This window comes from Ectorhizobium quercum (genome assembly GCF_026552795.1).
Lineage (GTDB): Bacteria > Pseudomonadota > Alphaproteobacteria > Rhizobiales > Rhizobiaceae > Ectorhizobium > Ectorhizobium quercum.
In genome coordinates this window covers 50,772-71,292 of the sequence record NZ_JANFPI010000005.1, presented here as the reverse complement: position 1 = coordinate 71,292, position 20,521 = coordinate 50,772, and the positions used below count along the sequence as shown (strand labels likewise).

General features: G+C 65.3%; 24 protein-coding genes. 12 read left to right on the top strand and 12 right to left on the bottom strand.

Annotated elements, in window-relative coordinates; genetic code table 11:
* Nucleotides 1-43: 43 nt before the first annotated feature.
* From NOF55_RS15435 to NOF55_RS15405, 7 genes are all read right to left on the bottom strand, one after another.
* Nucleotides 44-532 carry a GNAT family N-acetyltransferase gene (locus tag NOF55_RS15435; RefSeq protein ID WP_306412294.1) on the bottom strand — a complete coding sequence of 163 codons (489 nt, stop codon included), beginning with the start codon at nt 530-532 and terminating at the stop codon, nt 44-46.
* A 236-nt stretch (nt 533-768) separates the two neighbouring features.
* Nucleotides 769-1,185, bottom strand: coding sequence for a MerR family transcriptional regulator (locus NOF55_RS15430; protein WP_306412293.1), 417 nt, complete (start codon nt 1,183-1,185; stop codon nt 769-771).
* A gap of 292 nt (nt 1,186-1,477) precedes the next feature.
* On the bottom strand, nt 1,478-1,777 hold the full coding sequence (locus NOF55_RS15425; protein WP_306412292.1) for a hypothetical protein: 300 nt from the start codon (nt 1,775-1,777) through the stop codon (nt 1,478-1,480).
* A 255-nt stretch (nt 1,778-2,032) separates the two neighbouring features.
* Complete coding sequence (locus NOF55_RS15420) at nt 2,033-2,452, bottom strand: hypothetical protein (RefSeq protein WP_306412291.1); 420 nt, start codon at nt 2,450-2,452, stop codon at nt 2,033-2,035.
* Between the two features lie 175 nt (nt 2,453-2,627).
* Complete coding sequence (locus tag NOF55_RS15415) at nt 2,628-4,736, bottom strand: S9 family peptidase (RefSeq protein WP_306412290.1); 2,109 nt, start codon at nt 4,734-4,736, stop codon at nt 2,628-2,630.
* 64 nt (nt 4,737-4,800) lie between these two features.
* A complete protein-coding gene (locus tag NOF55_RS15410; protein WP_306412289.1) occupies nt 4,801-5,889 on the bottom strand; it encodes an AI-2E family transporter in 1,089 nt (362 codons plus the stop codon).
* A gap of 155 nt (nt 5,890-6,044) precedes the next feature.
* On the bottom strand, nt 6,045-6,908 hold the full coding sequence (locus tag NOF55_RS15405; RefSeq protein WP_306412288.1) for a VOC family protein: 864 nt from the start codon (nt 6,906-6,908) through the stop codon (nt 6,045-6,047).
* A gap of 270 nt (nt 6,909-7,178) precedes the next feature.
* On the opposite strand from NOF55_RS15405, the gene NOF55_RS15400 reads away from it, so the two are divergent.
* From NOF55_RS15400 to NOF55_RS15380, 5 genes are all read left to right on the top strand, one after another.
* The gene (locus NOF55_RS15400; RefSeq protein ID WP_306412287.1) at nt 7,179-7,589 is read left to right on the top strand and encodes a universal stress protein; all 411 of its coding nucleotides are present in this window, start codon (nt 7,179-7,181) and stop codon (nt 7,587-7,589) included.
* A 110-nt stretch (nt 7,590-7,699) separates the two neighbouring features.
* Complete coding sequence (locus NOF55_RS15395; RefSeq protein WP_306412286.1) at nt 7,700-8,032, top strand: TraR/DksA family transcriptional regulator; 333 nt, start codon at nt 7,700-7,702, stop codon at nt 8,030-8,032.
* A 217-nt stretch (nt 8,033-8,249) separates the two neighbouring features.
* Nucleotides 8,250-8,903: a PAQR family membrane homeostasis protein TrhA gene (gene trhA, locus NOF55_RS15390; protein ID WP_306412285.1), complete on the top strand. Its 654-nt coding sequence runs from the start codon at nt 8,250-8,252 to the stop codon at nt 8,901-8,903.
* 154 nt (nt 8,904-9,057) lie between these two features.
* Nucleotides 9,058-9,378, top strand: coding sequence for a DMT family transporter (locus NOF55_RS15385; RefSeq protein WP_306412349.1), 321 nt, complete (start codon nt 9,058-9,060; stop codon nt 9,376-9,378).
* 73 nt (nt 9,379-9,451) lie between these two features.
* Complete coding sequence (locus NOF55_RS15380) at nt 9,452-10,627, top strand: MFS transporter (protein ID WP_306412284.1); 1,176 nt, start codon at nt 9,452-9,454, stop codon at nt 10,625-10,627.
* Here the strand turns inward: NOF55_RS15380 and NOF55_RS15375 are convergent.
* Nucleotides 10,614-11,183, bottom strand: a complete 570-nt coding sequence (locus NOF55_RS15375; protein WP_306412283.1) for a helix-turn-helix domain-containing protein — start codon at nt 11,181-11,183, stop codon at nt 10,614-10,616. The two genes, NOF55_RS15380 and NOF55_RS15375, sit on opposite strands and share 14 nt — an antisense overlap.
* Before the next feature lie 27 nt (nt 11,184-11,210).
* On the opposite strand from NOF55_RS15375, the gene NOF55_RS15370 reads away from it, so the two are divergent.
* Nucleotides 11,211-11,720, top strand: a complete 510-nt coding sequence (locus NOF55_RS15370) for a GNAT family N-acetyltransferase (protein WP_306412282.1) — start codon at nt 11,211-11,213, stop codon at nt 11,718-11,720.
* 4 nt (nt 11,721-11,724) lie between these two features.
* Here the strand turns inward: NOF55_RS15370 and msrB are convergent, their stop codons facing one another.
* Nucleotides 11,725-12,135, bottom strand: a complete 411-nt coding sequence (gene msrB / locus NOF55_RS15365) for a peptide-methionine (R)-S-oxide reductase MsrB (protein WP_306412281.1) — start codon at nt 12,133-12,135, stop codon at nt 11,725-11,727.
* Between the two features lie 624 nt (nt 12,136-12,759).
* Here msrB and NOF55_RS15360 point away from each other — a divergent pair.
* The 3 genes from NOF55_RS15360 to NOF55_RS15350 all read left to right on the top strand — a co-directional run bounded on the left by NOF55_RS15360 (nt 12,760) and on the right by NOF55_RS15350 (nt 15,101).
* Nucleotides 12,760-13,188, top strand: a complete 429-nt coding sequence (locus tag NOF55_RS15360; protein WP_306412280.1) for a Ros/MucR family transcriptional regulator — start codon at nt 12,760-12,762, stop codon at nt 13,186-13,188.
* A gap of 736 nt (nt 13,189-13,924) precedes the next feature.
* Nucleotides 13,925-14,323 (top strand): helix-turn-helix domain-containing protein, encoded by a 399-nt coding sequence (locus tag NOF55_RS15355; RefSeq protein WP_370868991.1) that lies wholly within the window; start codon nt 13,925-13,927, stop codon nt 14,321-14,323.
* A complete protein-coding gene (locus tag NOF55_RS15350; RefSeq protein ID WP_306412279.1) occupies nt 14,316-15,101 on the top strand; it encodes a DUF6456 domain-containing protein in 786 nt (261 codons plus the stop codon). Before NOF55_RS15355 ends, NOF55_RS15350 begins: the two co-directional genes overlap by 8 nt.
* A gap of 35 nt (nt 15,102-15,136) precedes the next feature.
* Here the strand turns inward: NOF55_RS15350 and NOF55_RS15345 are convergent, their stop codons facing one another.
* Complete coding sequence (locus tag NOF55_RS15345; protein WP_306412278.1) at nt 15,137-15,556, bottom strand: SufE family protein; 420 nt, start codon at nt 15,554-15,556, stop codon at nt 15,137-15,139.
* A 241-nt stretch (nt 15,557-15,797) separates the two neighbouring features.
* The gene (locus NOF55_RS15340) at nt 15,798-16,184 is read right to left on the bottom strand and encodes a DUF5330 domain-containing protein (protein WP_306412277.1); all 387 of its coding nucleotides are present in this window, start codon (nt 16,182-16,184) and stop codon (nt 15,798-15,800) included.
* A 487-nt stretch (nt 16,185-16,671) separates the two neighbouring features.
* Between NOF55_RS15340 and NOF55_RS15335 the strand changes: the two genes are divergently transcribed.
* From NOF55_RS15335 to NOF55_RS15325, 3 genes are read left to right on the top strand one after another with little or no spacing between them, the layout of a single operon-like run.
* Complete coding sequence (locus tag NOF55_RS15335; protein WP_306412276.1) at nt 16,672-18,201, top strand: sensor histidine kinase; 1,530 nt, start codon at nt 16,672-16,674, stop codon at nt 18,199-18,201.
* On the top strand, nt 18,173-19,090 hold the full coding sequence (locus tag NOF55_RS15330) for a peptidoglycan-binding protein (RefSeq protein ID WP_306412275.1): 918 nt from the start codon (nt 18,173-18,175) through the stop codon (nt 19,088-19,090). Before NOF55_RS15335 ends, NOF55_RS15330 begins: the two co-directional genes overlap by 29 nt.
* 44 nt (nt 19,091-19,134) lie before the next feature.
* Nucleotides 19,135-19,488 carry a DUF1491 family protein gene (locus NOF55_RS15325; RefSeq protein ID WP_306412347.1) on the top strand — a complete coding sequence of 118 codons (354 nt, stop codon included), beginning with the start codon at nt 19,135-19,137 and terminating at the stop codon, nt 19,486-19,488.
* 13 nt (nt 19,489-19,501) lie between these two features.
* Here NOF55_RS15325 and NOF55_RS15320 read toward each other — a convergent pair whose 3' ends face one another.
* The gene (locus tag NOF55_RS15320) at nt 19,502-20,500 is read right to left on the bottom strand and encodes a DUF2336 domain-containing protein (protein WP_306412274.1); all 999 of its coding nucleotides are present in this window, start codon (nt 20,498-20,500) and stop codon (nt 19,502-19,504) included.
* Nucleotides 20,501-20,521 lie beyond the last annotated feature (21 nt).

Sequence of the window (20,521 nt, the reverse complement as noted above, 5' to 3'; positions counted from 1 at the left end):
ATCCTCCCCTTGATCATCATGGCGATATAGGCGCGGTTGCCGTTCAGGCAAGGGCCTGGAGGAAGCGCATGCCGGTGACGGGCCGCGGCTTGAAATCCATGTGCTCGTAGAAGCGGTGGGCGGCGAAATTGCCGGTTGCGGCGCTGACCGACAGGAAGTCGCAGCCGGCCTTCAGCGCATGGTCGCGGGCGCAATCGACGAGGTGCTGGCCGATGCCGTTGCCGCGATGGCCGTCCGCCACGAACAGATGGTGGAGATCCATGCCGCGCTTGCCTTCCTGGGCGCGGTACATCGGCACCATGATCGCGTAGCCGATCAGCGCGTCTGCGGCCTCGGCGACGAGCGCGGCGATCCACGGATGCGGCCCGAACAGGTCGCGTTCCAGTTGCGCGGGTGTGGTTTCGGCGGCATCGCCGTGGTGGGCGGCAAGCGCCGCGATCATGTCGGCAAGCTGCGGCAGGTCGGCGGCGCGCGGCGTCCGGATTGTCACCACCGGCGGGCGGGGAAGGGTCGTTGCGGTGTCTTCGGTCATTTCGGCATCCTTGGATGAGCCGTCAGGATGCTTGTGAAACAACAAAGCCGCCTGACGGCGGCTTTGTTGACAAAGTGATCTGTCGAGCCGCCCGTTACCGGTAGGCCCAAAAATACGTGCAGGAGATGGTTGCGCGTGCGTCGATCATGGCGCGGATAGTTGCGCCCGATTTGTTCGCCTGTCAAGTGCGATCTTGCAGATGCTGGACCGGCAAGGCGACGAGGCTTCGAATGGCCTCAATGCTCGCTTTCGCACAGGCCGTGATCGGACAGCGAGCGGATCACCTGGCATTCGCCGAGCGTGTGGTTGCCGTCGCACAAGGAGACCACGCGCTCCAGCTCGTGTTCCAGCCGTTTCAGCCGTGCGATCTTCTCGCGCACGTCGGCGAGATGCTCGGCGGCGATGCGGTCGGCATCGGCGCAGGGGCGCTCGGGATGGGCGGCGAGCGCGATCAGCTCGCGGATCGCCTCGATGGACAGGCCGAGATCGCGCGCATGGCGGATGAAGCTCAGCCGTTCCAGATCGGACGCCTCGTAGCGCCGCTGGTTTCCCACGGTGCGGTCCGGCGCGGTCATGAGGCCGGTCTGCTCGTAATAGCGGATCGTCGGAACCTTGACGCCGGTCCGCCTGGAAAGATCGCCGATGGAATACATGGCCGTCTCGCCTCCCCACTGTCCGGAACCATCGATAGAGCCTTCCGCCTTTCTCCAAAGCGCGAAAATTCTCTAACGACTTGTTTTTATGCATTCCCGCATGCAAAGCCGTCGCGCAGTTTTGCTGGAAACGCTCCATCCGAATAGATAGGAGCCGGCGCGGACAAAAAAAGGGCGCCGCATGATGCGCCGCCGAGCTTCAGGGGAACGTGAGAGACTACGCGACCAACACCCTATGCGCCTTTGCGAAGCGACCCTCGACTGATTCGCCCGGCCGCCGGATTTGAAAAGCCTAGTGGAACTCGTCGGCGGAGGAAACCTCGAATTCGAGATAGAGGTTGAGAACGCCGCCGTTCGGCCCCTTGTCGGCCTCTTCGGCGAAGGCGGTCTTGCTGGCGGCGAATTTGCGGTCGCGCTCGATCGTCCAGAGCGCATTGGCGAGCGAGGGCGAAAGCGGCGTGCGGCTGACCGACAGCGAAAGCCGGTTGCTGGCAGCGGCGTTTTCCGCGGCTTCCGCCTCATCGGCCTCGCGGCGGGCATAGTAGGCGGGGCCGGAATAACCGTAACCGCCTGAACCGACATCGATCTTCATGGCACGCCACTCCAGTTTCTCCGTGGCGCCGGAACAGGCGCAAGCGACGCACTCGTTCGGCGCGCTTCCATGTCTGTCCTTTTGTCCGGCAATCTTGGCGACTCGCGGCTTTCGCGCCGCTTCTATTAAGCATTTGTTAACTTTTGAAGCTTGCGCGAAGCTTGCGCCCGATGGCGAAAAGCCCGCAAATGCGGGGTTCCGGCGGTGCGGTGCGGCAGTTTCCCGCGCGCTTGCGGGGCCGGTTGATTGAGGGCCCTAGAAGGAAAGCGGCGTGACGCGGCCTGTCCGCGACATCTTCACCGCGGGCAGCCGCGCTATGCCGAACCGGCGGCGGATGTCGTCGGCGATCGTGGCTTCCAGGGCGTCGCGTTCGCTGCCCGGCAGGGCACCGAGGGTCGCCTCGGTGTGGCCGAGCCGGCGCAGCGCGTCGCGGCGCATTCTTTCCGGCGCGGGCACGTCGGTCCAGCGGTGAAGCGAATGGCGAAGCTTCGCCATCGCATGCTCGGGCTGGTTTTCCATCAGCCGCACCAGCCGCATGATCTCGGCAAGCGTGGGCCCGCCGGCCTCGCCCGCCTTCAACATCGCGAGCGCCTGGCCGAGCGCGTCGATACGGGCATCCGCGGCGTCATCGCCGGCGGGGTCGGGTAAAGGCTGTTCGGATGTGCTGTCGGTCATGAATTGCTCCCGGGATCACGTCCGGCGAGGGGCAGGGGCCTTGCCCGCAGGACATGCGCGAATCGGCGAATCTTGGACGCATGACAGATATATTGCAGCACGATGACACGCCCGGACTGCGCGAAGCTTGCGCAATCCGGGCCTTTTCGATGTTTTGTATGGTTCGGGAGGTTTTTCAGGCCTTGCCGGCCACCTTCAGGGCGAAGGCATATTCGAAGGCCACTTCCTCCAGCCGCTGGAAGCGACCCGACTTGCCGCCGTGGCCCGCCGCCATGTTCGTTTTCAAAAGGACGGGCTGGCCGCTGGTGGAATGGGCGCGCAGCTTCGCCACCCACTTCGCCGGCTCCCAGTAGGTGACGCGCGGATCGGTCAGCCCGGCCAGCGCCAGGATTGGCGGATAGGGCTTCTCCGCCACGTTGTCATAGGGGCTGTAGGCGGCGATCCAGCCGTATTCCTCCGCCGATTCGATGGGGTTGCCCCATTCGGGCCATTCCGGCGGGGTCAGCGGCAGCGTGTCGTCCAGCATGGTGTTCAGCACGTCCACGAACGGCACGGCGGCGATGATGCCGGCGAATTTCTCCGGCGCCATGTTTGCGACCGCCCCCATCAGCATGCCTCCCGCCGAACCGCCTTCTGCGACGATCCGGTCGTAGGCCGTATAGCCCTTCGCGACGAGATGGTCGGCGGCGGCGATGAAATCGCGGAAGGTGTTGGCCTTGTGCGCCATCTTGCCGTTTTCGTACCAGGAAAAGCCCTTGTCCTTGCCGCCGCGGATATGGGCGATGGCATAGACGAAGCCGCGGTCGGCGAGCGACAGGCAGGTCGTGCTGAAGCCGGCGGGAATGGTGATGCCGTAGGCGCCGTAGCCGTAGAGCAGGCAGGGGGCGGAACCGTCGAGCGCCGTTCCCTTGCGGTAGAGCAGCGAGACCGGCACCAGCTCGCCGTCCTGGGCGGGAGCGAAGACGCGCTCGGTGACGTAATCCTCCGGGTCGTGGCCGGAGGGCACTTCCTGCGTCTTGAGCAGGGTGCGCTCGCGCGTCGCCATGTCGTAGTCGTAGAGCTGCGAGGGTGTCGTCATCGAGGAATAGCTAAAGCGGATGACGTCGGTGTCGTATTCCGCCGCGCCCGAAAGGCCGAGCGAATAGGCCTGCTCGTCGAAGGCGATGGCGTGTTCCTCGCCGGTCCTGCGGTCGCGGATGACGATGCGCGGCAGGCCGTCCAGCCGTTCCAGCCAGACGAGATGGCGGGCATAGGCCATGTGCGAGAGGATGAGGCGGCCCGGCTGGTGCGGCACGACTTCCCGCCAGTTCTCCTTGCCCGGCGCGGAAACCGGAGCTTCCACGATCCTGAAATCCTTCGCGCCGCCGTCATTGGTCAGGATGTAGAAGACGTCGCCGCCCTCCGTCATCGAATATTCGACGCCTTCCTCGCGCGCCGCCACCAGCTTCGGCTCGGCCGTCAGGTCCTTCGTGGACAGGATGCGGTATTCCGAGGTCTCGTGGTCGTGGATGTCGATGAAGATGAAGTCGTCGAGCAGCGAGCCGCCGACGCCCATGAAGAAGCCCGGGTCCTTTTCCTCGTAGACCAGCCGGTCCTCGGTCTGCGGCGTGCCGACGATGTGATGAAAGACCTTCGAGGGGCGGTGGTTCTCGTCCTGAAGCGTGTAGAAATAGCTCTTGCCGTCCGGCGCGAAGGCCCCGCCGCCGCCGGTGTTTTCCACGATGTCGTCCAGATCCTTCGCCGTGTTCAGATCGCGCACCTTGAGCGTGAAATATTCCGAACCCTTGTCGTCATAGCCCCAGATGCCGAACGCGTGGTCGGTGGAATGCGACAGGCCGGCGAGGCGGAAGTAGTCCTTGCCTTCGGCTTCGGCGTCGCCGTCGAGCAGGACGGTGCGGTTGCCGCCCGTGCGGTCCTCGCGGAAATAATGCGGCTGCTCGCCGCCGGTCACGAACAGCGAGCCGTAGGCATAGGCGCCGTCCTTCACGGGAACGGAACTGTCGTCCTGCTTGATGCGCCCCTTCATTTCCTCGAACAGCGTTTTGCGCAGCGCCTCGGTGTCGGCCATCGCGGCGTTCACATAGTCGTTCTCGGCCTCGAGAACCGCGCGGATGTCCGGGTCGAGCAGGGAGGTGTCGTGGAACACGGCCTGCCAGTTGTCCGCCCTCAGCCAGGCGTAGTCGTCGGTGCGGGTGATGCCGTGGCGCGTGTCGCTGACCGGCCTGCGCGGCGTCACCGGGGCGGCGGGAAGGGGGCCGAAGGCGGAGAGGGAAGGTGTGGTCAATGCGGGAACTCCGGAATTTGCTGGTGTTCCAGAGATAGGCCGCGCCGCCGCGGCCTGCAAGGCGTCATCCCGGCAGGCTCGGCCGGTGTTTTTCCTCGATCAGCAGTTCGTCGACGATTGTCATGGCGATGAGCGAGACCGGCAGCGCCAGCATCGCGCCCGCCGCGCCCCACATCCAGGTCCAGAACAGGATGGCGAGGAAGATCAGGAACGGATTGATTTCCAGCCGCTTGCCCATGACGGAGGGAACGACGAGGTTTTCCGCGATCATGTGGATGACGAAGAAGGCGAGCGCCGGCAGGATCGCCAGCACGATCGTGTCATGCGTCAGGAAGCCGGCCAGCGCCAGCGCCAGCGTGATGATGGCGAACCCCAGAAACGGAACGAAGCTGGACAGGAAGGCGAGGAAGCCCCACAGCACCGGCATGGCGAAGCCGGCGGCAAACGCGATGATCGCGACCGTGATGCCGATGCCGCCATAGATCAGGCAGGCGGTGGCGAAATAGAAGCCGAGCACTTCCTCGACGGCGTTGAAGACGCGGATGGCCGTCAGCCGCTTTTCCCGGCGGCGGAACATCATGATGAGGCCCTGCCGAAGCTGCACGCGGCCGGCGAGGAAAAGGGCCAGCGCCGCGAAGAAGATCAGCGTCTGGATGAGCAGCGGCACGATGTTGCTGCGGGCGACGGACAGCAGGCTGCCGGCATTGTCGATGATGCTTTCGACGGACACCTGCCGGCTGAAGGTCTGCGGGGTGAAGTTCAGCCATTCGTAGCGGCCGAGAATGGGCAGCAGGCGGTCGCGCGCCTGCGCCAGCAGGTCGGGGGCCTGGTCGATGACGTTGCCGAGCGGCTCGACCAGCGCGTTGACGGTGAAGAACGATACGACGAAGAAGCCCGCCGACAGGATCAGCCCGGTGACGACCGGCGGAATGCCGGACTTGCCGAGCCGTGCGGCGGCGCGGCTGAGAATGAGGCCGACGACGATCGCGAACGTCACCGGCATCAGGATGAGCGAAAGCGTCTCGATCACGGTGAAGAGGGCGATGACGAACAGACCGATGATCGACCAGATCATCGCCAGTTGCAGGGCGTCCCTGCGCGGCCGCTCTCGCGTGTCCGCTGCCTGAACCGTTTCGTCGACCCGCTCGTCCATGCGCCAATGTCCCCGGCAGCCCCCCGCTTCATAACACGAAAGGCTTCGGTTGGTTCCGTAGATGGTTTCGTGGCGTCAGTATAGTAACAAACGCTCTTCCGCGACATCCTCGGCGCCAGGCCGGTCATGCCGAGGGAGAGCGGCCCGCGCCGGCGTCATGCGGAAAGGCGCACGCCGATGCCGAACGGATCGGTCATCGACCACGCGCCGTTTTCCTGCGCGGTCTTCACGCCCAGCCTGTCGGCGGCGGCGAGCGCGGCCTCGAGGCCGGCCCTGTCGTTGAAGGTCAGCTTGTAGTCCTGAAGGCCCGTCAGGTCGGGCTCGCGCGGCGCGGCGCGGCGGGAGTTCCAGACATTGGCCGCCACATGGTGGTGGTAGGAGCCGGTCGCATAGAAATGCGCGCCCGGATAGACCGACATCAGCTTCAGGCCGAGGACGTCGCGATAGAAGGTGTCCGCCGCCGGGATGTCGCTGACCTGGAGATGGATGTGGCCGAGGCCGGTGCCATCCGCCATGCCCTGCCAGATCTCCTCCGGTGCCGTGTCGTAAAGGGCCTGGAGGTCGAGCCGGCCGGTGGTCATTTCGACCATGCCGTCCGCATGGTAGGTCCATTCCGCCGGCGACCGGTCGCGATAGATCTCGATGCCGTTGCCTTCCGGGTCCGACAGGTAGATGGCCTCGGAGACCAGATGGTCGGAGGCGCCGTCGAGAACGACGCCGTTATGGGCGGCATGCTTCAGCCAGCGGGCAAGCTCCAGCCGGTCGGGCACGAGGAAGGCGTTGTGGAACAGGCCGGTGCTGGCGCGCGGCGCGCGGCGCAGGTTCCTGCCGGTGGTGAGGTGCAGGAACGGACGCCCGCCCGCGCCGAGCAGGACGCCGGAGGCGCTCTTCTCGAACACTTTCAGGCCGAGCATCGTGCGGTAGAAGGCCGACGTGGCGTCAAGGTCGCCGACGGCAAGATGCGCCTGGCCGACGAAGGCCGGACGGGTGAGGGCGAAGGACGCGGACTTCTCGGTCATTCTGGTTGCTCCTGCGCTGCCTTTTCCCGCGGAAGATGCGGAAACAGCGCGCCTGTCGGTGGACGGTCGGGAAATGTCTCTTGCCTTTACTATGGCGTCCGTTCATCGTTCACAAAAGATGGTCTTTATTTGATTTATCGTCAACGTAATGAAGACGGAAGAAGCCTCCGAATTGATCTTGATCAATGCGAAAATGAGGCGAAAGATAAAAAGTGCCTATAGCAATCACGGGAGGCGCGGTTCACCGCCCCGGAAATCAGGAGAATAGCCATGTTCAAGAAGATTATCGTCCCGGTCGATGTCGGTGCGCTGGAAAAAGGCGAGAAGATTCTCGCAAAGGCGACGTCGCTGCTCGATCCCGGCGGCGAGGTCGTCCTTCTCAACGTTCTGGAGGACATGCCCGGCTATCTCGCCATCGACCTGCCGGTCGATCTCATGGAGAATGCGCTGAACGAGAACAAGGCGAAGCTCGTGCAGATCAAGGAAAAGGTCGGCGTGCCCGCCAAGGTGGAAATCCGCTCGGGCGCCGCTGCGCGGGAAATCCTGACCTCGGCCGAGGAGAACGGTGCCGACCTGATCATCGTCGCCTCGCACACGCCGGATATCAGCAACTACTTCATCGGCGCGACCGCCGACCGCGTGGTGCGCCACGCCAAATGCTCGGTTCTCGTCGACCGGTGAGCCGGAAGGGGGAAGGCCGCCCTGCGGTCTTCCCGGTTTCCGACGGACAACAACAACCTGGCCGCAGACCCGGACGACCGGATCGCGAGCCGGGAAGAGAGGATAAACCCATGACCGCCAATGCCTATGAGGATATCCTGCGCACGCGGCAGCGGGAACTCTATCGTCGCCTGCACAAGATCGAGGCCGATTTCGAGCAGCCGCGCAATCCCGACGACGCCGACCGCGCGCTGGAGCGCAGCAACGACGAGGTTCTCGACGAACTCGGTCAGGTCGGACAGGAGGAGCTGAAGGCCATCGACGCAGCCCTCGACCGCATTGCCGCCGGCACGTTCGGAACCTGCACGCGCTGCGGCAAGCCGATTTCCGCCGAGCGTCTGGATGCGGTGCCCTACACGCCTTTCTGCCAGACCTGCGCGGGCGAACTGCGTTCCGGCGGCTGATGACGCTTCATCGGTCAGGGACTCTATTCCGGAGCAGGGGGCAGCCAGCGCCGTAAGGCCGCAGGCTTTGTTTCCGGAATATGTGGACGGCGAAAGCAGGGATTGCCTTGCTTTCGCCGTTTCGCGTTTGCAGGCTCCATGTTGCCCCGCACAATCATGGACGCCCGGGCAAGGACATGTCATGATGCAAGCCTCGACCCGGAAAATGGAGCACCCCTTGGATACAGGCAGGGTGAAATGGGCCTACGACCGGCATGAGCTCGTCGCCGACGGCATCGTTCACGGCGTCGGCATCGTGTTCGCCCTGATCGGCGTCACGGCGCTGATCTTCTATGCCACGGTGTGGGCCAGCCCCGGCCAGCTGGCTGCGGCCTGGATCTACGGCATCGGGCTGGTGCTCTGTCTCTCGGTCTCCTTCAGCTACAATCTCTGGCCCGCGTCGCGCACCAAGTGGTTCCTGCGCCGGCTCGACCATTCGGCGATCTTCATCCTGATCGCGGCGACCTATACGCCCTTTCTCCAGCGGGCCACGCACGAACCCGTGGTGATGACCATGCTGGTCGCCATATGGGCGGCGGCCATCGGCGGCGTGGTGTTGAAATGCGCCTTTCCGCATCGCTACGACCGGCTGGCGATCCTGCTCTATCTCGTCATGGGGTGGAGCGGCGTTCTGGTCGTGGCGCCGCTCTCGCGCATCCTGCCGCCGGAAACGCTGCTGCTGATCCTGGCCGGCGGCGTGGTCTATTCCGTCGGCGTCATCTTCCACGTCTGGGAAAAGCTGCGCTTCCAGAACGCCATATGGCACGGTTTCGTGGTGACGGCGGCCGCCGTCCACTATTCCGCCGTGGTGATGGCTATGGCGGGGACGTGAGGCGCCTGTTTTCCCGGCCGTGAAATGATCGGCCGTTCCGCGTCGTACCCCCCCCTTGAAAGCCGGCCGGCCGCCACTATGATCAGTCGTTGAGAGGACGACCTCTCCCATCATGGACAGAATGCCTGGACGGCCCGGCTTTTCAGGGGTTTCCATGTCCTGGGTCTATCTCGTCTCCGCCGGTCTTCTCGAAATCGTCTGGGCCTATGCGATGAAGCAGTCGCAGGGGTTCACGCGGCTTTTCCCGACCGCCGTCATGCTCGCGACCATGATCGGCAGTTTCGGCCTGCTGTCGCTATCGCTGAAGACGCTGCCGCTCGGAACGGCCTATACGATCTGGACCGGCATCGGCGCCGTCGGGGCTTTCCTCGTCGGCATCATCGTGCTCGGCGAGGCCGTCAGCCTGCTGCGTGTCGTCGCCGCCATCCTGCTCGTCTCCGGCCTCGTGCTGATGAAGCTGTCCGCCCCTGCGTGAGCGAAGGCGCCCCGCGCCGCTCTCTTGCGCTTCACCAATATACCGATATATTGGTGAAAAAAAGAGGTGGAACATGAACGCGAATATGCTGCTGGTCCTCGTTGCCCTTGCCGTCGGCGCCTTTGCGCTCGGCGCGGATTCCTTCATCATGATCGGCATGCTGAGCGACATTGCCGCCGATCTCGGCGTCAGCCAGTCGGTCGCCGGCCAGCTCGTGACCGTGTTCTCGCTGTGCTACGCGCTGTTCGCGCCGCTCGGGGCCACGGTTTCGGCCAGGCTCGGCGGGCGGCGCACGCTGCTTGCGGCGATGGCGATCTTCACCTTCGGCAACGTTCTTTGCGCTGTTGCGGACACCTATGCGACGATGCTGGCCGGGCGGATGATCGCCGCCTTCGGGGCCGGGGCCTTCCTGCCGGTCGCCACCGCCACGGCGTCGGCCCTGGTTGGCCCGCAGCGCCGCGGCGTGGCGCTGTCGGTGATTTTCGGCGGCATGACCATCGCCACCGCCTTCGGCGCGCCGCTCGGCACCTGGAGCGGCCAGATGTTCGGCTGGCGCTTCGCCTTCATGGCGATCGTCGCGGTCGGCCTGCTGACGATGGCGACTTTGTTCCTGCTGGTGCCGAAAGGCGAGGCCGCGTCCGTGGCCTCGCTGAAGGAGCGTCTTTCGGCGGCGCGCAACCCCAGGGTTCTGGCCACACTTTCGGTGACGTTTCTGGTCGTCATGTCGGAATATGTCGTCTTCGCCTATCTTTCCGTGGTGCTCGGGGGAAGCGGCGCCGGCATTCTGCCGCTTTCCATGCTGATCTTCGGTTTCGGGGCGATTCTCGGCAATGTCATCACGGGGTTCGCCACCGACCGCTTCGGCCCGGCACGGGTGCTCCTGACGGCGATTGCCGCGCAGGCGGCCTGCATCGCCACGGTGGTGATCTTCCGCCAGGCGCCGCTCGTCGTCCTGCCCGTCGCCTTCGTCTGGGGCGTGTTCAGCTACATGTATCTGGTGCCGATCCAGCATCGCCTGCTGACACTGGCAAGCGAGGCTGGCGCCTTCACCGTGTCGCTGAACAGTTCGGTGATCTACCTCGCCATCGCGGCGGGGGGCGCCGTGGGTGGCCTGATCCTCGCCTATGCCTCCCTTTCCGTCCTGCTGGTCTTCTCGCTCTGCGCGGGAGCCGCCGGTTTCGCGGTGGCGCTGGCGGTCTTTCCGGCAAGGCGCCCGCGCGGGGCCGACCGTCCGCTCACGCCGGCTTGACCACCAGAACCGCATAGCGGCAGGCGGTGTCGCCGCGATTGTCGAACACGCAGTCCGCGGGCGGGCCGAGAGCCAGGCAATCGCCGGCCGCAAGCCGGTGGACCGCCGCGCCCTCGGTGAAGGTCAGCTCGCCGTCGAGAACCCAGATCATCTGGCGCACGAAGGTGAAATTGTCCGCGCCATAGGCGACCCGCGCACCGGCGGGAAGCTCGACCGAAACGATGTCAAGCGGAATGTCGGTGGCCGGGGAAATCTCCGTGCGGCGATAGCCGGTTTCGGGATCGACCCAGACGGGTCGTCCGGCGGCGCGCGAAACGCGCCCGCCGCCGCCTTCCGCCCGCGCCATCAGGGTCGAAACGCTGAGCGAGAAGGCGCCGCACAGCCGGCCGAGCAGGGCGGCGGTCGGGCTGCTCTCACCCCGCTCGACCTTGTGAATCATGGCGCGCGACACGCCGGCGCGCTCCGACAGGTCCGTCAGCGACCAGTTGCGCGCTTCCCGCTCGATGCGGATCCGATCCCCTAGACAGCGGTCGAGATTGTCTGATAAAGTGGACATAATGAAATTATAGTGGATGATCGACCGATGACGCAAGCCGTTTTCGTCCGCCCCGCCGCCGAGGCGGATTTGCCCGCCATTCTGGCCATCTATAACGACGCGGTTCTCAACACCACGGCGATCTGGAACGAGACGCCCGTCGATCTCGACAACCGCCGGGTCTGGTTCGCGGGCCGCGCCGCCCGCAACCAGCCGGTTCTGGTGGCGGAAAGCGACGGCGAGGTGATCGGTTACGCCTCCTACGGCGACTGGCGGGCCTTCGAGGGCTTCCGTCACACGATGGAGCATTCGGTCTATGTGCGCAGCGACCGCAAGGGGGCGGGCACCGGCGCCAAGCTGATGGAAGCGCTGATCGCCGTCGCCGCCGAACGCGGCGTGCATGTGCTGATCGGCTGCATCGAGGCGGAAAACGCCGCTTCGATCCGCCTGCACGAGAAACTCGGCTTCCGGTTGGTCGGACGGTTCGGCGAGGTCGGGCAGAAGTTCGGCCGCTGGCTCGACCTCACCTGCATGGAACTGCGCCTGCCGTCCGCCTGAGGCGTCAGCCGGCAGCCTCGAAATTCAGGGCGTGGCCGTTGATGCAGAACCGCAGCCCGGTCGGCGGCGGGCCGTCCGGGAAGACGTGGCCGAGATGGGCGTCGCATTGCGTGCAGCGGATTTCCGTGCGGGTCATGCCGTGCGAGGTGTCGCGATAGGCCGTGATCGCCTCGGGCGACACCGGCTCGAAATAGCTCGGCCAGCCGCAGCCGGCGTCGAACTTGGTGTCCGAATAGAAAAGCGGGCTGTCGCAACAGACGCAGCGGTAGAGTCCTTTTTCGTCGGAATCCCAGTAGGGGCCGGTGAATGGCCGTTCCGTTCCGTGCTGGCGGGTGACGCGGTATTGCTCGGGAGTGAGCTGTTCCAGCCATTCGGCGTCGGTCTTGACGATCTTCGGTCTGCCGTCTGCGCTCATGTCCAGTCTCCCTGATGGTTTCGCCGTGTATGCCGGGGCGATCGGCCTCGTTGCCGGCCGTTTTCACCAGATAATGCTCGAAACCCGTGCCGACAATAGAGGCCGGTCCATTCGCGCAACATTCAACCTGCGGGTGATTTCTTAGGGTTGCTTTACGGTGTCGCCGTGGAGTTACCTGCGAATCCCGAACGAATTTAAAGCGGGTTTATTGCCGTTGCCGCCAGCAATTCTGATGCCGGCTTCGATGTTCATGTTCTGTCGAGTGGATGTAACTGTGTATAATTCGAACTAGACTTTTGTAAGTGAAAATTCGAATTGGATTTCGTTATTTTTCCTGCTATCGTCTTGGAATTGAGATTGTTCGATTACAATTTGATTCCATGAATAGTGTCCGGAGCTTTTGTACTTTACCTGTTGTGGGAATTGTGCGCGAACCGGAAAGGAAAAGAACAAGTCGGCAGCCTCAAGGCATTCGAAGGCGCTGCCTGTCCTGACATCTAGGGGTGGATCGAGGGATTGCCTCGTCCGGTGATTTTCCGGGCGCGGGTATGCGTAGCCGCCGGAGAGTGTCTGCCTTTGGCGTCAAAGCGTTTTGACGCCACTGACGGTCTAAAGGAGACATGGATGACAGACTCTGCATTTGAACACACGCCGGACCTTCTGGTGGAACTGACGGCCGATATCGTTGCGGCCTATGTAAGCAACCATGTGGTTCCGGTAAGCGAACTTCCCGGTCTTATCGCCGATGTACATGCGGCGCTCAACGTCACGTCCGCGCCCGCTCCGGCGGTGATCGCGGCCGAGAAGCAGAAGCCGGCCGTCGCCGTCCGCAAGTCGGTTCAGGACGACCAGATCATTTGCCTCGAATGCGGCGGGGCCTTCAAGTCGCTGAAGCGTCACCTGATGACGCATCACAGCCTGAGCCCGGAAGAATACCGCGAAAAGTGGGATCTGCCGGTGGATTACCCGATGGTTGCCCCGGCCTATGCCGAAGCCCGTTCGCGTCTCGCGAAGGAAATGGGCCTCGGCCAGCGCCGCCGCCGCGAGAGGTAGGAGCGCTGCGGCGGTGCCGCAACGTTTCGGCGTCCTCAACCCTTTCCTTCGTCACCCTCGGGCCTGATCCGAGGGGCCATGTTTCAAAGATTTATGGATGGTCGGGTTTGCCCCGACCATGACGAAGGAGAGGTTGGCCCACTTTGTCAGTTATCTGAGCCCTGCCGCAATCGCGGCAGGGCTTTTTTGCATTTCGCCGGTTGGCATGTCCCCCGGCAGGGCGCCGGCGTAGGGACGATCGTTCCCGGACGGGAAGGCCGACCGCCGCGCTGCCTGCTAGAGCCATTCCAGCAAAAGCGGGGGCCGGTCTCGCGTCCGGAGTTGCGTAAAAACAGACAGATGGAGCATTGGAGGTGATCCACCGGAAATGCTTCAGGAGCGCGTAATACCCTGTGTGCATCGGGAAAGGCGGGCCGTAACGCAAGACGCGGCGGACAGGCGCACAGGATTGCGGCACGCTTCAAGCGATTGCTTTTCCAGCCTTTCCGGCAAGATCGCAGCGCAGTTTCGCACGCTATGCCGATGCGCGAATGCGGGTCGAACGCGCGGAGTGGCTTTACGACGGTTTTTCTTTATGAGAGGAAAATAATCCTATATTATCCACAATTGGCCAATTTATCGTGCAAAATCAGGAGAGTTTTCGGCGCGGCCGCTTTCGGTCGTTCGCAGGGCGGTTTACAGGTGTAAGAAATAATTCCTATTTCTGTTCGAGGCCTATTCCTTTTCGGGGGGTGACATGCCGAAAAAGCCTGACCGTTCCACTCTCGACAGCCGTGCTGCCAACACCGTTCCTGTCGCCGGTGCGGCCGTTTCGCCGACGGGCGATGCCTGCCGTCTGGTCCAGATTCTCGCCGCGGAAATGGCGGCGATTGCCGGAGACCGGTCGCCGCTGCGGCGCGATCGGCGTCGCTCGCTCTGCCATACGCGCCAGATCGCCATGTATGTCTGCCATGTCGCCCTGCAAATTCCGCAGGCGGATGTCGGGGCGGCGTTCGGCAAGGACCGTTCCACGGTGGGCTATGCCTGCGGCGTGGTGGAGGACCGCCGCGACAACCGCGCCTTCGACGATTTCGTCTCCGCGCTGGAAAGGATCGCCCGGGAAATGTTCGTGCAGGAAGGAGACCGTCATGGCTGAGGCTGTCGGCACCGGTTTTACGCCGGCGGAAGCGCGCCGGCTCGCCCGGCTCCTGAAGCGGCTCGCGCCGGACGCCCCGCCCGCGAATGCCGGGGAGGAGCGCTTGCTGCGGCGGGCGGTGGCGGCAGGGCTTGCGGAGTGGAGCGACGGCGCATTCCACCCCCGGCCGGAAGCGCGCAACTTTCTGCGCCGCATCTTCGCGGCGGATGGCGAGGCCGCCTTTGCCAGCCAGCACGGCGAACGCGTCGCGGCGCAGATGCCGGGGCCGGAGGGGCGGCGCGTGACTGTCACCCGCAATCTGGACGAATCGCCGTTGTCGCACCTGTCGCGGCTTCGCGGACGCGACGGCCATGCCTTTCTGCCGGAGGATGCCGTCGCGGCCGGCGAGAGGCTGCTTGCCGATTTCACGCGCGGGCAGTTGCAGCCGCGCGTCACCGCCTCCTGGGAGCCGCGGCTTGCGCAGCGCGGCAGGGGCGCGCCCGGCGGGCAGGCGGAGTTGAAGGACGCGGCGCTGGCCGCCCGCGCCCGCTTCACCCGTGCCGTGGAGGCGATGGGGCCGGAACTGTGCGGCGTGGCGCTCGACATATGCTGTTTCCACAAGGGGCTGGAAACGGTGGAACGCGAACGGCAATGGCCGGCCCGCTCGGCCAAGCTGATGTTGCGCACGGCGTTGATGGTGCTCGCTCGCCACTACGCCCCGCCGCTGCGCCGCGCGTCCGCCACGCGCCATTGGGGCGCCGACGATTATCGCCCGGGCATGGAGGGGCGGGGAGCGTGACGGCGCCGTCGCGCCGCATCCCCCCGGGGGGCGGTTCAGGCGGTGAGCGCCCGCGCGGCTTCGTCGCGGATGCGGTTGACCATCGAGCGCAGCCCGTTGGCGCGCTGGGAAGAGAGATGCTCGACGAGGCCGATGCTGTTGAAGATGTCGAGCGCGTCGGTTCGGGCGATCTCGGAGGCCTTGTGGTCGGAATAGACGGCCAGCACGATGGCGACCAGACCGCGGACGATATGGGCGTCGGAATCGCCGCGGAAGGTGATGACCGGATCGTCCCCGTCGCCGGTTTCGGAAACCAGCCACACCTGGCTGGCGCAGCCCTGCACCTTGTGTTCCGCGGTCTTTTCGCTCTCGGGCAGGTCGGGCAATTGCTTGCCGAGTTCGATCACGTAGCGGTAACGGTCCTCCCATTCGTCGAGATAGGCGAAATCGTCGATGATCTGCTGAAGGGAAGGCATGGGGCTGGCTCCGCGCATGGGTGACGGCCCCCATATAAACCGCCTGCGGGGCGAAATGAACCCGTCGATCCAACGAAAAAGGCGCTGCGAGGGGGATCTCCTCACAGCGCTGAGTTTTCAGGGCAGGCATGTCGGCGATGATCTGGCATCGCCGTTTCGCGGCTCGCGTTTCCGGGGATGCCGGGCGCGCCGCAAAACTTGAAAGTCCGGTCCGGGTGAAAACCTCCGGCGGCGAAACGGTCTATTGCGCCGGCTTGGCATGCGGAACCGGAATGACGGTCACGGTGCCGGTCGTCAGCGCGTCGGTTTCCGGGCCGTCGATGGCGGCGGCGAGATCGCCGCCTTCCTGGTCGGCCAGATGGCGGTCGATGAGCTGGTAGGCGACTTTCGCGCCGTCGCGGGCCCGCTGTTGCAGGACGACGAAGGTCTCCGCGCCTTTCTGGCAGACGTCGGGCTTTTCGGTGCAGAGCGCGCTGATGTAGCGGTAGGCTTCGCCTGCGGCACCCAGCGCCTCGGTCATCTCGACGCCCGGCCGCTCCGCCGTCCGCTCAACCGGCTGGCCGGCGAGGAACGACAGCGCCACCAGCGTCATCGTCGTCCAGAAACTGCCCTTGATCAGGAACCACATGATCGTTCACCCTGCCTGTCCATGTCGGTTTCGGCTTGTGTCCCGCGCATCCTCGTCCGGGCTGTCGGGCCGCCTTTCCGGTCTGTTGAAGCGGAAGATAGCGGCATGCTCCGAATTCCCGATTGAAAAAACGCACGGCTTTTGCATCAAAAACAACTAAAATTCGAACGAATTGCATCAAAACAACATTTGAATCGCAATTTAAGCGTCGCTGTTAAGCATAAATGAGGCGCCCGCCCGTCTGTTCCGGGGATTTCGCGCGGCCCCGCTGCCGCAATCGTTAACGCCATCACGAAAAATGAACTAAATCCGGTGCTTACCCGCCGTTAACCATGTTGGCCGAAGGGCTGGAAAAGCCTGTGGATGGGGTGCCTCAGTACCGATTTGGGACAGCGTCTTATCCTTTCCTTAAGCGCCCGGGGCCTATTTTCGGCGGGACGAAACATGAACCGTTCTGACAGGTTGCAGCGTGCGGGTATTGAGGAAAATGGCTGACAGGATAGCGCTGGGTCTGGCGGGGGCGATGGCGCCCCACGTCTGCGCCGGCGATCGGGCCGACGGCGACACCGCCCGCGTGAACCGCTTCGCGCGCCGCCTGGCCGTCGCGAGCGCCGTTGCCGTTTTTGCGGCGCCTCTGGCGCTGGCCGGGCCGCTCGGCCTGGCCGTGGCGCTGCCGGCCGGCGTCACCTCGGCCGGCTGCCTGCTGCTCGTCGGCCTGACGGTCGGCATGCAGCGTTTCGGGCGTGCCGGAAAGGCCGAGTTCCCCGCCGCCGGGCCCGGCGAGGCGGCGGACCCTTACGTGCTGTGCCCGGGCCTCGTGCTCGGCCTCGATCTCCACGGCGCCGTCGTCCGGATGAGCGGCCGCGATGCCGCCGGCTTCACGCATTATCTTCGCGCGCCGGCGGGCCGTCCGCTCATCGAGCAGATCCACGTTTCCGACCGTCTCGTCTTCGCCGCGGCGCTCGACCGCCTGCGCGGCGGCGAGCGGGCGGCCGAGGTCGAGGTCCGGCTGGAGCGCCGCGCCGGCGCGGCGAAGGCTGCTCCCTATCTTCATGCGCGCGCCTCCCTGACGCCCGTGAGCGATGCCGAGGGCGCGCTGTCCGGCATTTTCTGCCAGATGACGGATATCGGCGCGGAGCGTGCGCTTCGCGACGCCGCCTGCGCGGCGGAGCGGCAGGCGGAAAACGCCAACGAGGCGAAATCGCGCTTCCTCGCCGCCGTCAGCCATGAATTGCGGACGCCGCTGAACGCCATCCTCGGCTTTTCCGATATCCTGATCGGCGAATATTTCGGCAGGCTCGAAAACGACCGCCAGCGCGAATATGTCCGCCTCATCCGCCAGTCGGGCGGCCATCTCCTGTCGGTCGTCAACACGATGCTCGACATGTCGAAGATCGAGGCGGGACGCTACGAACTCGTCATGGACCAGTTCGCGGTGGCGGATGTCGTCCATGCCTGCGAGGCCATGCTCTCGCTTCAGGCCCGCGAAAAGGGCGTGACGCTGACGGCCCGCATCCAGCGCGATCTCGGCGAGGCGATCGCCGACCAGCGCGCGCTCCAGCAGGTGCTCATCAACCTCGTCGGCAATGCCATCAAGTTCACCGATGCCGGCGGCGTCGTTTCCGTGGATGCGGTTGCCGAATGCGGCTGGCTGAAGATCACCGTCGGCGATACGGGCATCGGCATCGCGCCGGAAAAGCTCTCGATGGTCGGCCAGCCCTTCATGCAGGTGCAGGACGATCTGGCCCGCCAGTACGAGGGAACGGGGCTCGGCCTGTCGCTGGTCAAGGGTCTGGTCGCGCTCCACGGCGGCACCTTCTCCATTGACAGCAAGCCGGGCGAGGGTACGGTCGTGACCGTGATCGTGCCGATGGACGGTTCGGGCATTCACCCGGACGAGGAGGCCGGCGACGGTCGCATGGTGGAATTCCCGCCCCGACTGAGAGGCGGACAAGCTTCCGCCGCAAAGCATTGGGACGACGCAGTTTATGAAAACGCCGAAGCGCAAAGCGCCTGAGAGAAAGCCGGCCCGCAAGGAGCCCGGCCCGGTGTTCCGCGCCGGGGCAGCCATGCTGCGCCTTGCCGCCGCGCGCCCGGCGCTGACCGGCGGCATCTGCGTGTTCACCATCGTATTCGGCATGATTTCCGCCAATGCCCTGTGGTATCAGCCCGGCGGACACCCCTCGCCATTGCTGCGCACGCGCGACGCGGCGGACCGGAAACTGCTCTTCGGCTTCCAGCGGCCCGACGAGCCGCAGGACGTCACCACGTTCCGCATCGAACGCACCGATGCCGGGGAAAGCGGGAGCCCGACCGGGACGGTCAGGCCGGCGGCGTCCGATCTGGTGCGCGGCGTTCAGGCGGAACTGGCGCGGCTGGGCCTCTACGACGGCGCTGCCGATGGCCTTGCCGGCCCGCGCACGGCGGCGGCGATCCTCGCATTCCAGAAATCGGCGGAGCTTGCGCAGACCGGCGAAGCCTCCGGCGCGCTGCTGGACGCCCTGAAGGCCGCCGGGCACGCGCCGGCATCCGCCGCCGCGCCCGTTTCGACGCCCGGACAGGCGGTCGCTCCGGTTGCCGTTCCGGCATCGCGCCCGACGGCCGTTCCGGCCCGGGACGAGGTGGACGATCCGGTGGCTGAGGCCATTCGAAATGCGGGGCAGGTCGCTCCGCCGGCAACGATTCCGGCAACGCCCGCCGCCATGCGGCCGGCCGATTCCAGCCTGACCGCGCAGATCCAGCGCGGCCTTTCGAAATTCGCCTACAGCCATATCACCGTCGATGGTGTGGCCGGCACCGAGACCCGCGAGGCGATCCGCAATTTCGAGAAGGCGTATCGCCTGCCGGAAACCGGTGAGCCGAACGAGCGCGTCCTGAAGAAACTCAAGGAAATCGGCGCGCTCTGACCGTCCCGGCTTTGCCGGGGGCGGAGGCGCGGGTAATGGTCCATATGCGCGTCAAATCCGCCCTTTTCGTTTCCGCCCTCATCCGCCGCGCCTTCGCGCTCGGCGGTTTTGCCGCCGTCGACCGGAAGGGCGCGGAAGAGGCGGGGGCGATCTTTGTCAGGCTCATCGGCCGTGACGGCCGCGTCACGCTTTATGCCCCGGCCCCGCAAAGCGTCGCGGCCGAGCAGGAGGACGCGATCGCCGACGACCGGCTGTTCGAGTGCCGCCTGAAGGACGCCGGATACGACGAGGCGCTGGCGCTTCTGGAGCGCGAATGCCGCTTCGATCCCGATCTCTGGATCGTCGATCTCGAACTGGACGGGATCGGCGACCTTCTGCCGGTCGCCGCCGGGGAATAGGTCTGCCCCGGTTCTAGCGGATGCGCCGCGCCATGCGGCGTTCGTTGGGCAGAGGATAGGCCTCGGCCACCAGCGGGTCCGGTTCGGCTGCGCGCTCCTGCGCGAAAGTGTAGCTGTCGGCCCGCCGCCAGGCTTCGACCCGCTCGCCGCACCGGTCGGGATCGAGGCTGGCGATCAGGCGGTCGGCCCGGCTGACCTGGCCGTCCGGTTCGGCCAGATGCGGATAGAGCCGCTCCAGAATGAAGGTCGCATCGGCGGCGGCCATGCCCGTGCCGACCAGCGTCGTCGCAAGCTGCTTGCCGGAAATGTCGAGGAGGATCCGTTCGGCGAGCCAGCGGCTGGCGGACAGCGCATCGGCAAGCGCGGTGGCGAAATGCACCGTCTCGCGCGTGCGGGCGAAGCGGATCAGCAGCGCCTCCTGAAGCGTGCTCAGCGTTCTCAGGCCGAGCCTGTCGCCGTCCGGGCGGTTGACGTGGCGCACGAGGTTACGCAGATCGGTGCGCAGGCGCTCTTCCTTCACCGGCCGGCCGGCAGGCGGCTGCGGCGCAACCGGGGCGGGCGGGGCCGGTTCCCCTGCGGCCGCCGGGGGAGCGGCGGGCCGGGTGTGGCGCAGGCCGACGAGGGCGTCGACGACGGTGGGCGACAGGTTCTCCCGGCGCACGATGGCGCGGGCATGGGCCTCGCCCTGGGTGCGGGCGACGAGCATCAGCGTCTCGTCGTCGAGGCAGGGCGAGGACATCAGAAAGGGCGCCGCGATGGATATGGGCTGGCTGGCGACGAACAGCGCCACCGGCTGGGGAACGTTGGGATTCTGCGAGAGGGCGGCGACCGCCTGGCGTCGCGCCTCGTCCGTGGAGGCCTCGAAAAGCGGCTTGAAAAGTTCCGCGAATTGCCTGAGTTCCGAGCGGGTGGGGTGGCGGAGATCCTCGAAGCTGGAAACGGTCGCCATCAGCACCACATCCCTTCTTCGCAGCGGCTGGGGTTTTTCAAGGTCTCGGAAACGATCGGACACGGTTACACCTGTTCTGACGCA

What these genes read in the sequence shown, in the direction of transcription:
- NOF55_RS15360 (WP_306412280.1), top strand. Translation starts at nt 12,760, where the DNA reads ATGACAGACTCTGCATTTGAACACACGCCGGACCTTCTGGTGGAACTG.
- NOF55_RS15325 (WP_306412347.1), top strand. Translation starts at nt 19,135, where the DNA reads ATGCGCGTCAAATCCGCCCTTTTCGTTTCCGCCCTCATCCGCCGCGCC.
- NOF55_RS15385 (WP_306412349.1), top strand. Translation starts at nt 9,058, where the DNA reads ATGTCCTGGGTCTATCTCGTCTCCGCCGGTCTTCTCGAAATCGTCTGG.
- NOF55_RS15400 (WP_306412287.1), top strand. Translation starts at nt 7,179, where the DNA reads ATGTTCAAGAAGATTATCGTCCCGGTCGATGTCGGTGCGCTGGAAAAA.
- NOF55_RS15355 (WP_370868991.1), top strand. Translation starts at nt 13,925, where the DNA reads ATGCCGAAAAAGCCTGACCGTTCCACTCTCGACAGCCGTGCTGCCAAC.
- NOF55_RS15345 (WP_306412278.1), bottom strand. Translation starts at nt 15,556, where the DNA reads ATGCCTTCCCTTCAGCAGATCATCGACGATTTCGCCTATCTCGACGAA.
- NOF55_RS15430 (WP_306412293.1), bottom strand. Translation starts at nt 1,185, where the DNA reads ATGTATTCCATCGGCGATCTTTCCAGGCGGACCGGCGTCAAGGTTCCG.
- NOF55_RS15335 (WP_306412276.1), top strand. Translation starts at nt 16,672, where the DNA reads ATGGCTGACAGGATAGCGCTGGGTCTGGCGGGGGCGATGGCGCCCCAC.
- NOF55_RS15350 (WP_306412279.1), top strand. Translation starts at nt 14,316, where the DNA reads ATGGCTGAGGCTGTCGGCACCGGTTTTACGCCGGCGGAAGCGCGCCGG.
- NOF55_RS15405 (WP_306412288.1), bottom strand. Translation starts at nt 6,908, where the DNA reads ATGACCGAGAAGTCCGCGTCCTTCGCCCTCACCCGTCCGGCCTTCGTC.
- NOF55_RS15395 (WP_306412286.1), top strand. Translation starts at nt 7,700, where the DNA reads ATGACCGCCAATGCCTATGAGGATATCCTGCGCACGCGGCAGCGGGAA.
- NOF55_RS15330 (WP_306412275.1), top strand. Translation starts at nt 18,173, where the DNA reads ATGAAAACGCCGAAGCGCAAAGCGCCTGAGAGAAAGCCGGCCCGCAAG.
- NOF55_RS15435 (WP_306412294.1), bottom strand. Translation starts at nt 532, where the DNA reads ATGACCGAAGACACCGCAACGACCCTTCCCCGCCCGCCGGTGGTGACA.
- NOF55_RS15370 (WP_306412282.1), top strand. Translation starts at nt 11,211, where the DNA reads ATGACGCAAGCCGTTTTCGTCCGCCCCGCCGCCGAGGCGGATTTGCCC.
- NOF55_RS15425 (WP_306412292.1), bottom strand. Translation starts at nt 1,777, where the DNA reads ATGAAGATCGATGTCGGTTCAGGCGGTTACGGTTATTCCGGCCCCGCC.
- NOF55_RS15410 (WP_306412289.1), bottom strand. Translation starts at nt 5,889, where the DNA reads ATGGACGAGCGGGTCGACGAAACGGTTCAGGCAGCGGACACGCGAGAG.
- NOF55_RS15380 (WP_306412284.1), top strand. Translation starts at nt 9,452, where the DNA reads ATGAACGCGAATATGCTGCTGGTCCTCGTTGCCCTTGCCGTCGGCGCC.
- NOF55_RS15420 (WP_306412291.1), bottom strand. Translation starts at nt 2,452, where the DNA reads ATGACCGACAGCACATCCGAACAGCCTTTACCCGACCCCGCCGGCGAT.
- NOF55_RS15375 (WP_306412283.1), bottom strand. Translation starts at nt 11,183, where the DNA reads ATGTCCACTTTATCAGACAATCTCGACCGCTGTCTAGGGGATCGGATC.
- msrB (WP_306412281.1), bottom strand. Translation starts at nt 12,135, where the DNA reads ATGAGCGCAGACGGCAGACCGAAGATCGTCAAGACCGACGCCGAATGG.
- NOF55_RS15340 (WP_306412277.1), bottom strand. Translation starts at nt 16,184, where the DNA reads ATGTGGTTCCTGATCAAGGGCAGTTTCTGGACGACGATGACGCTGGTG.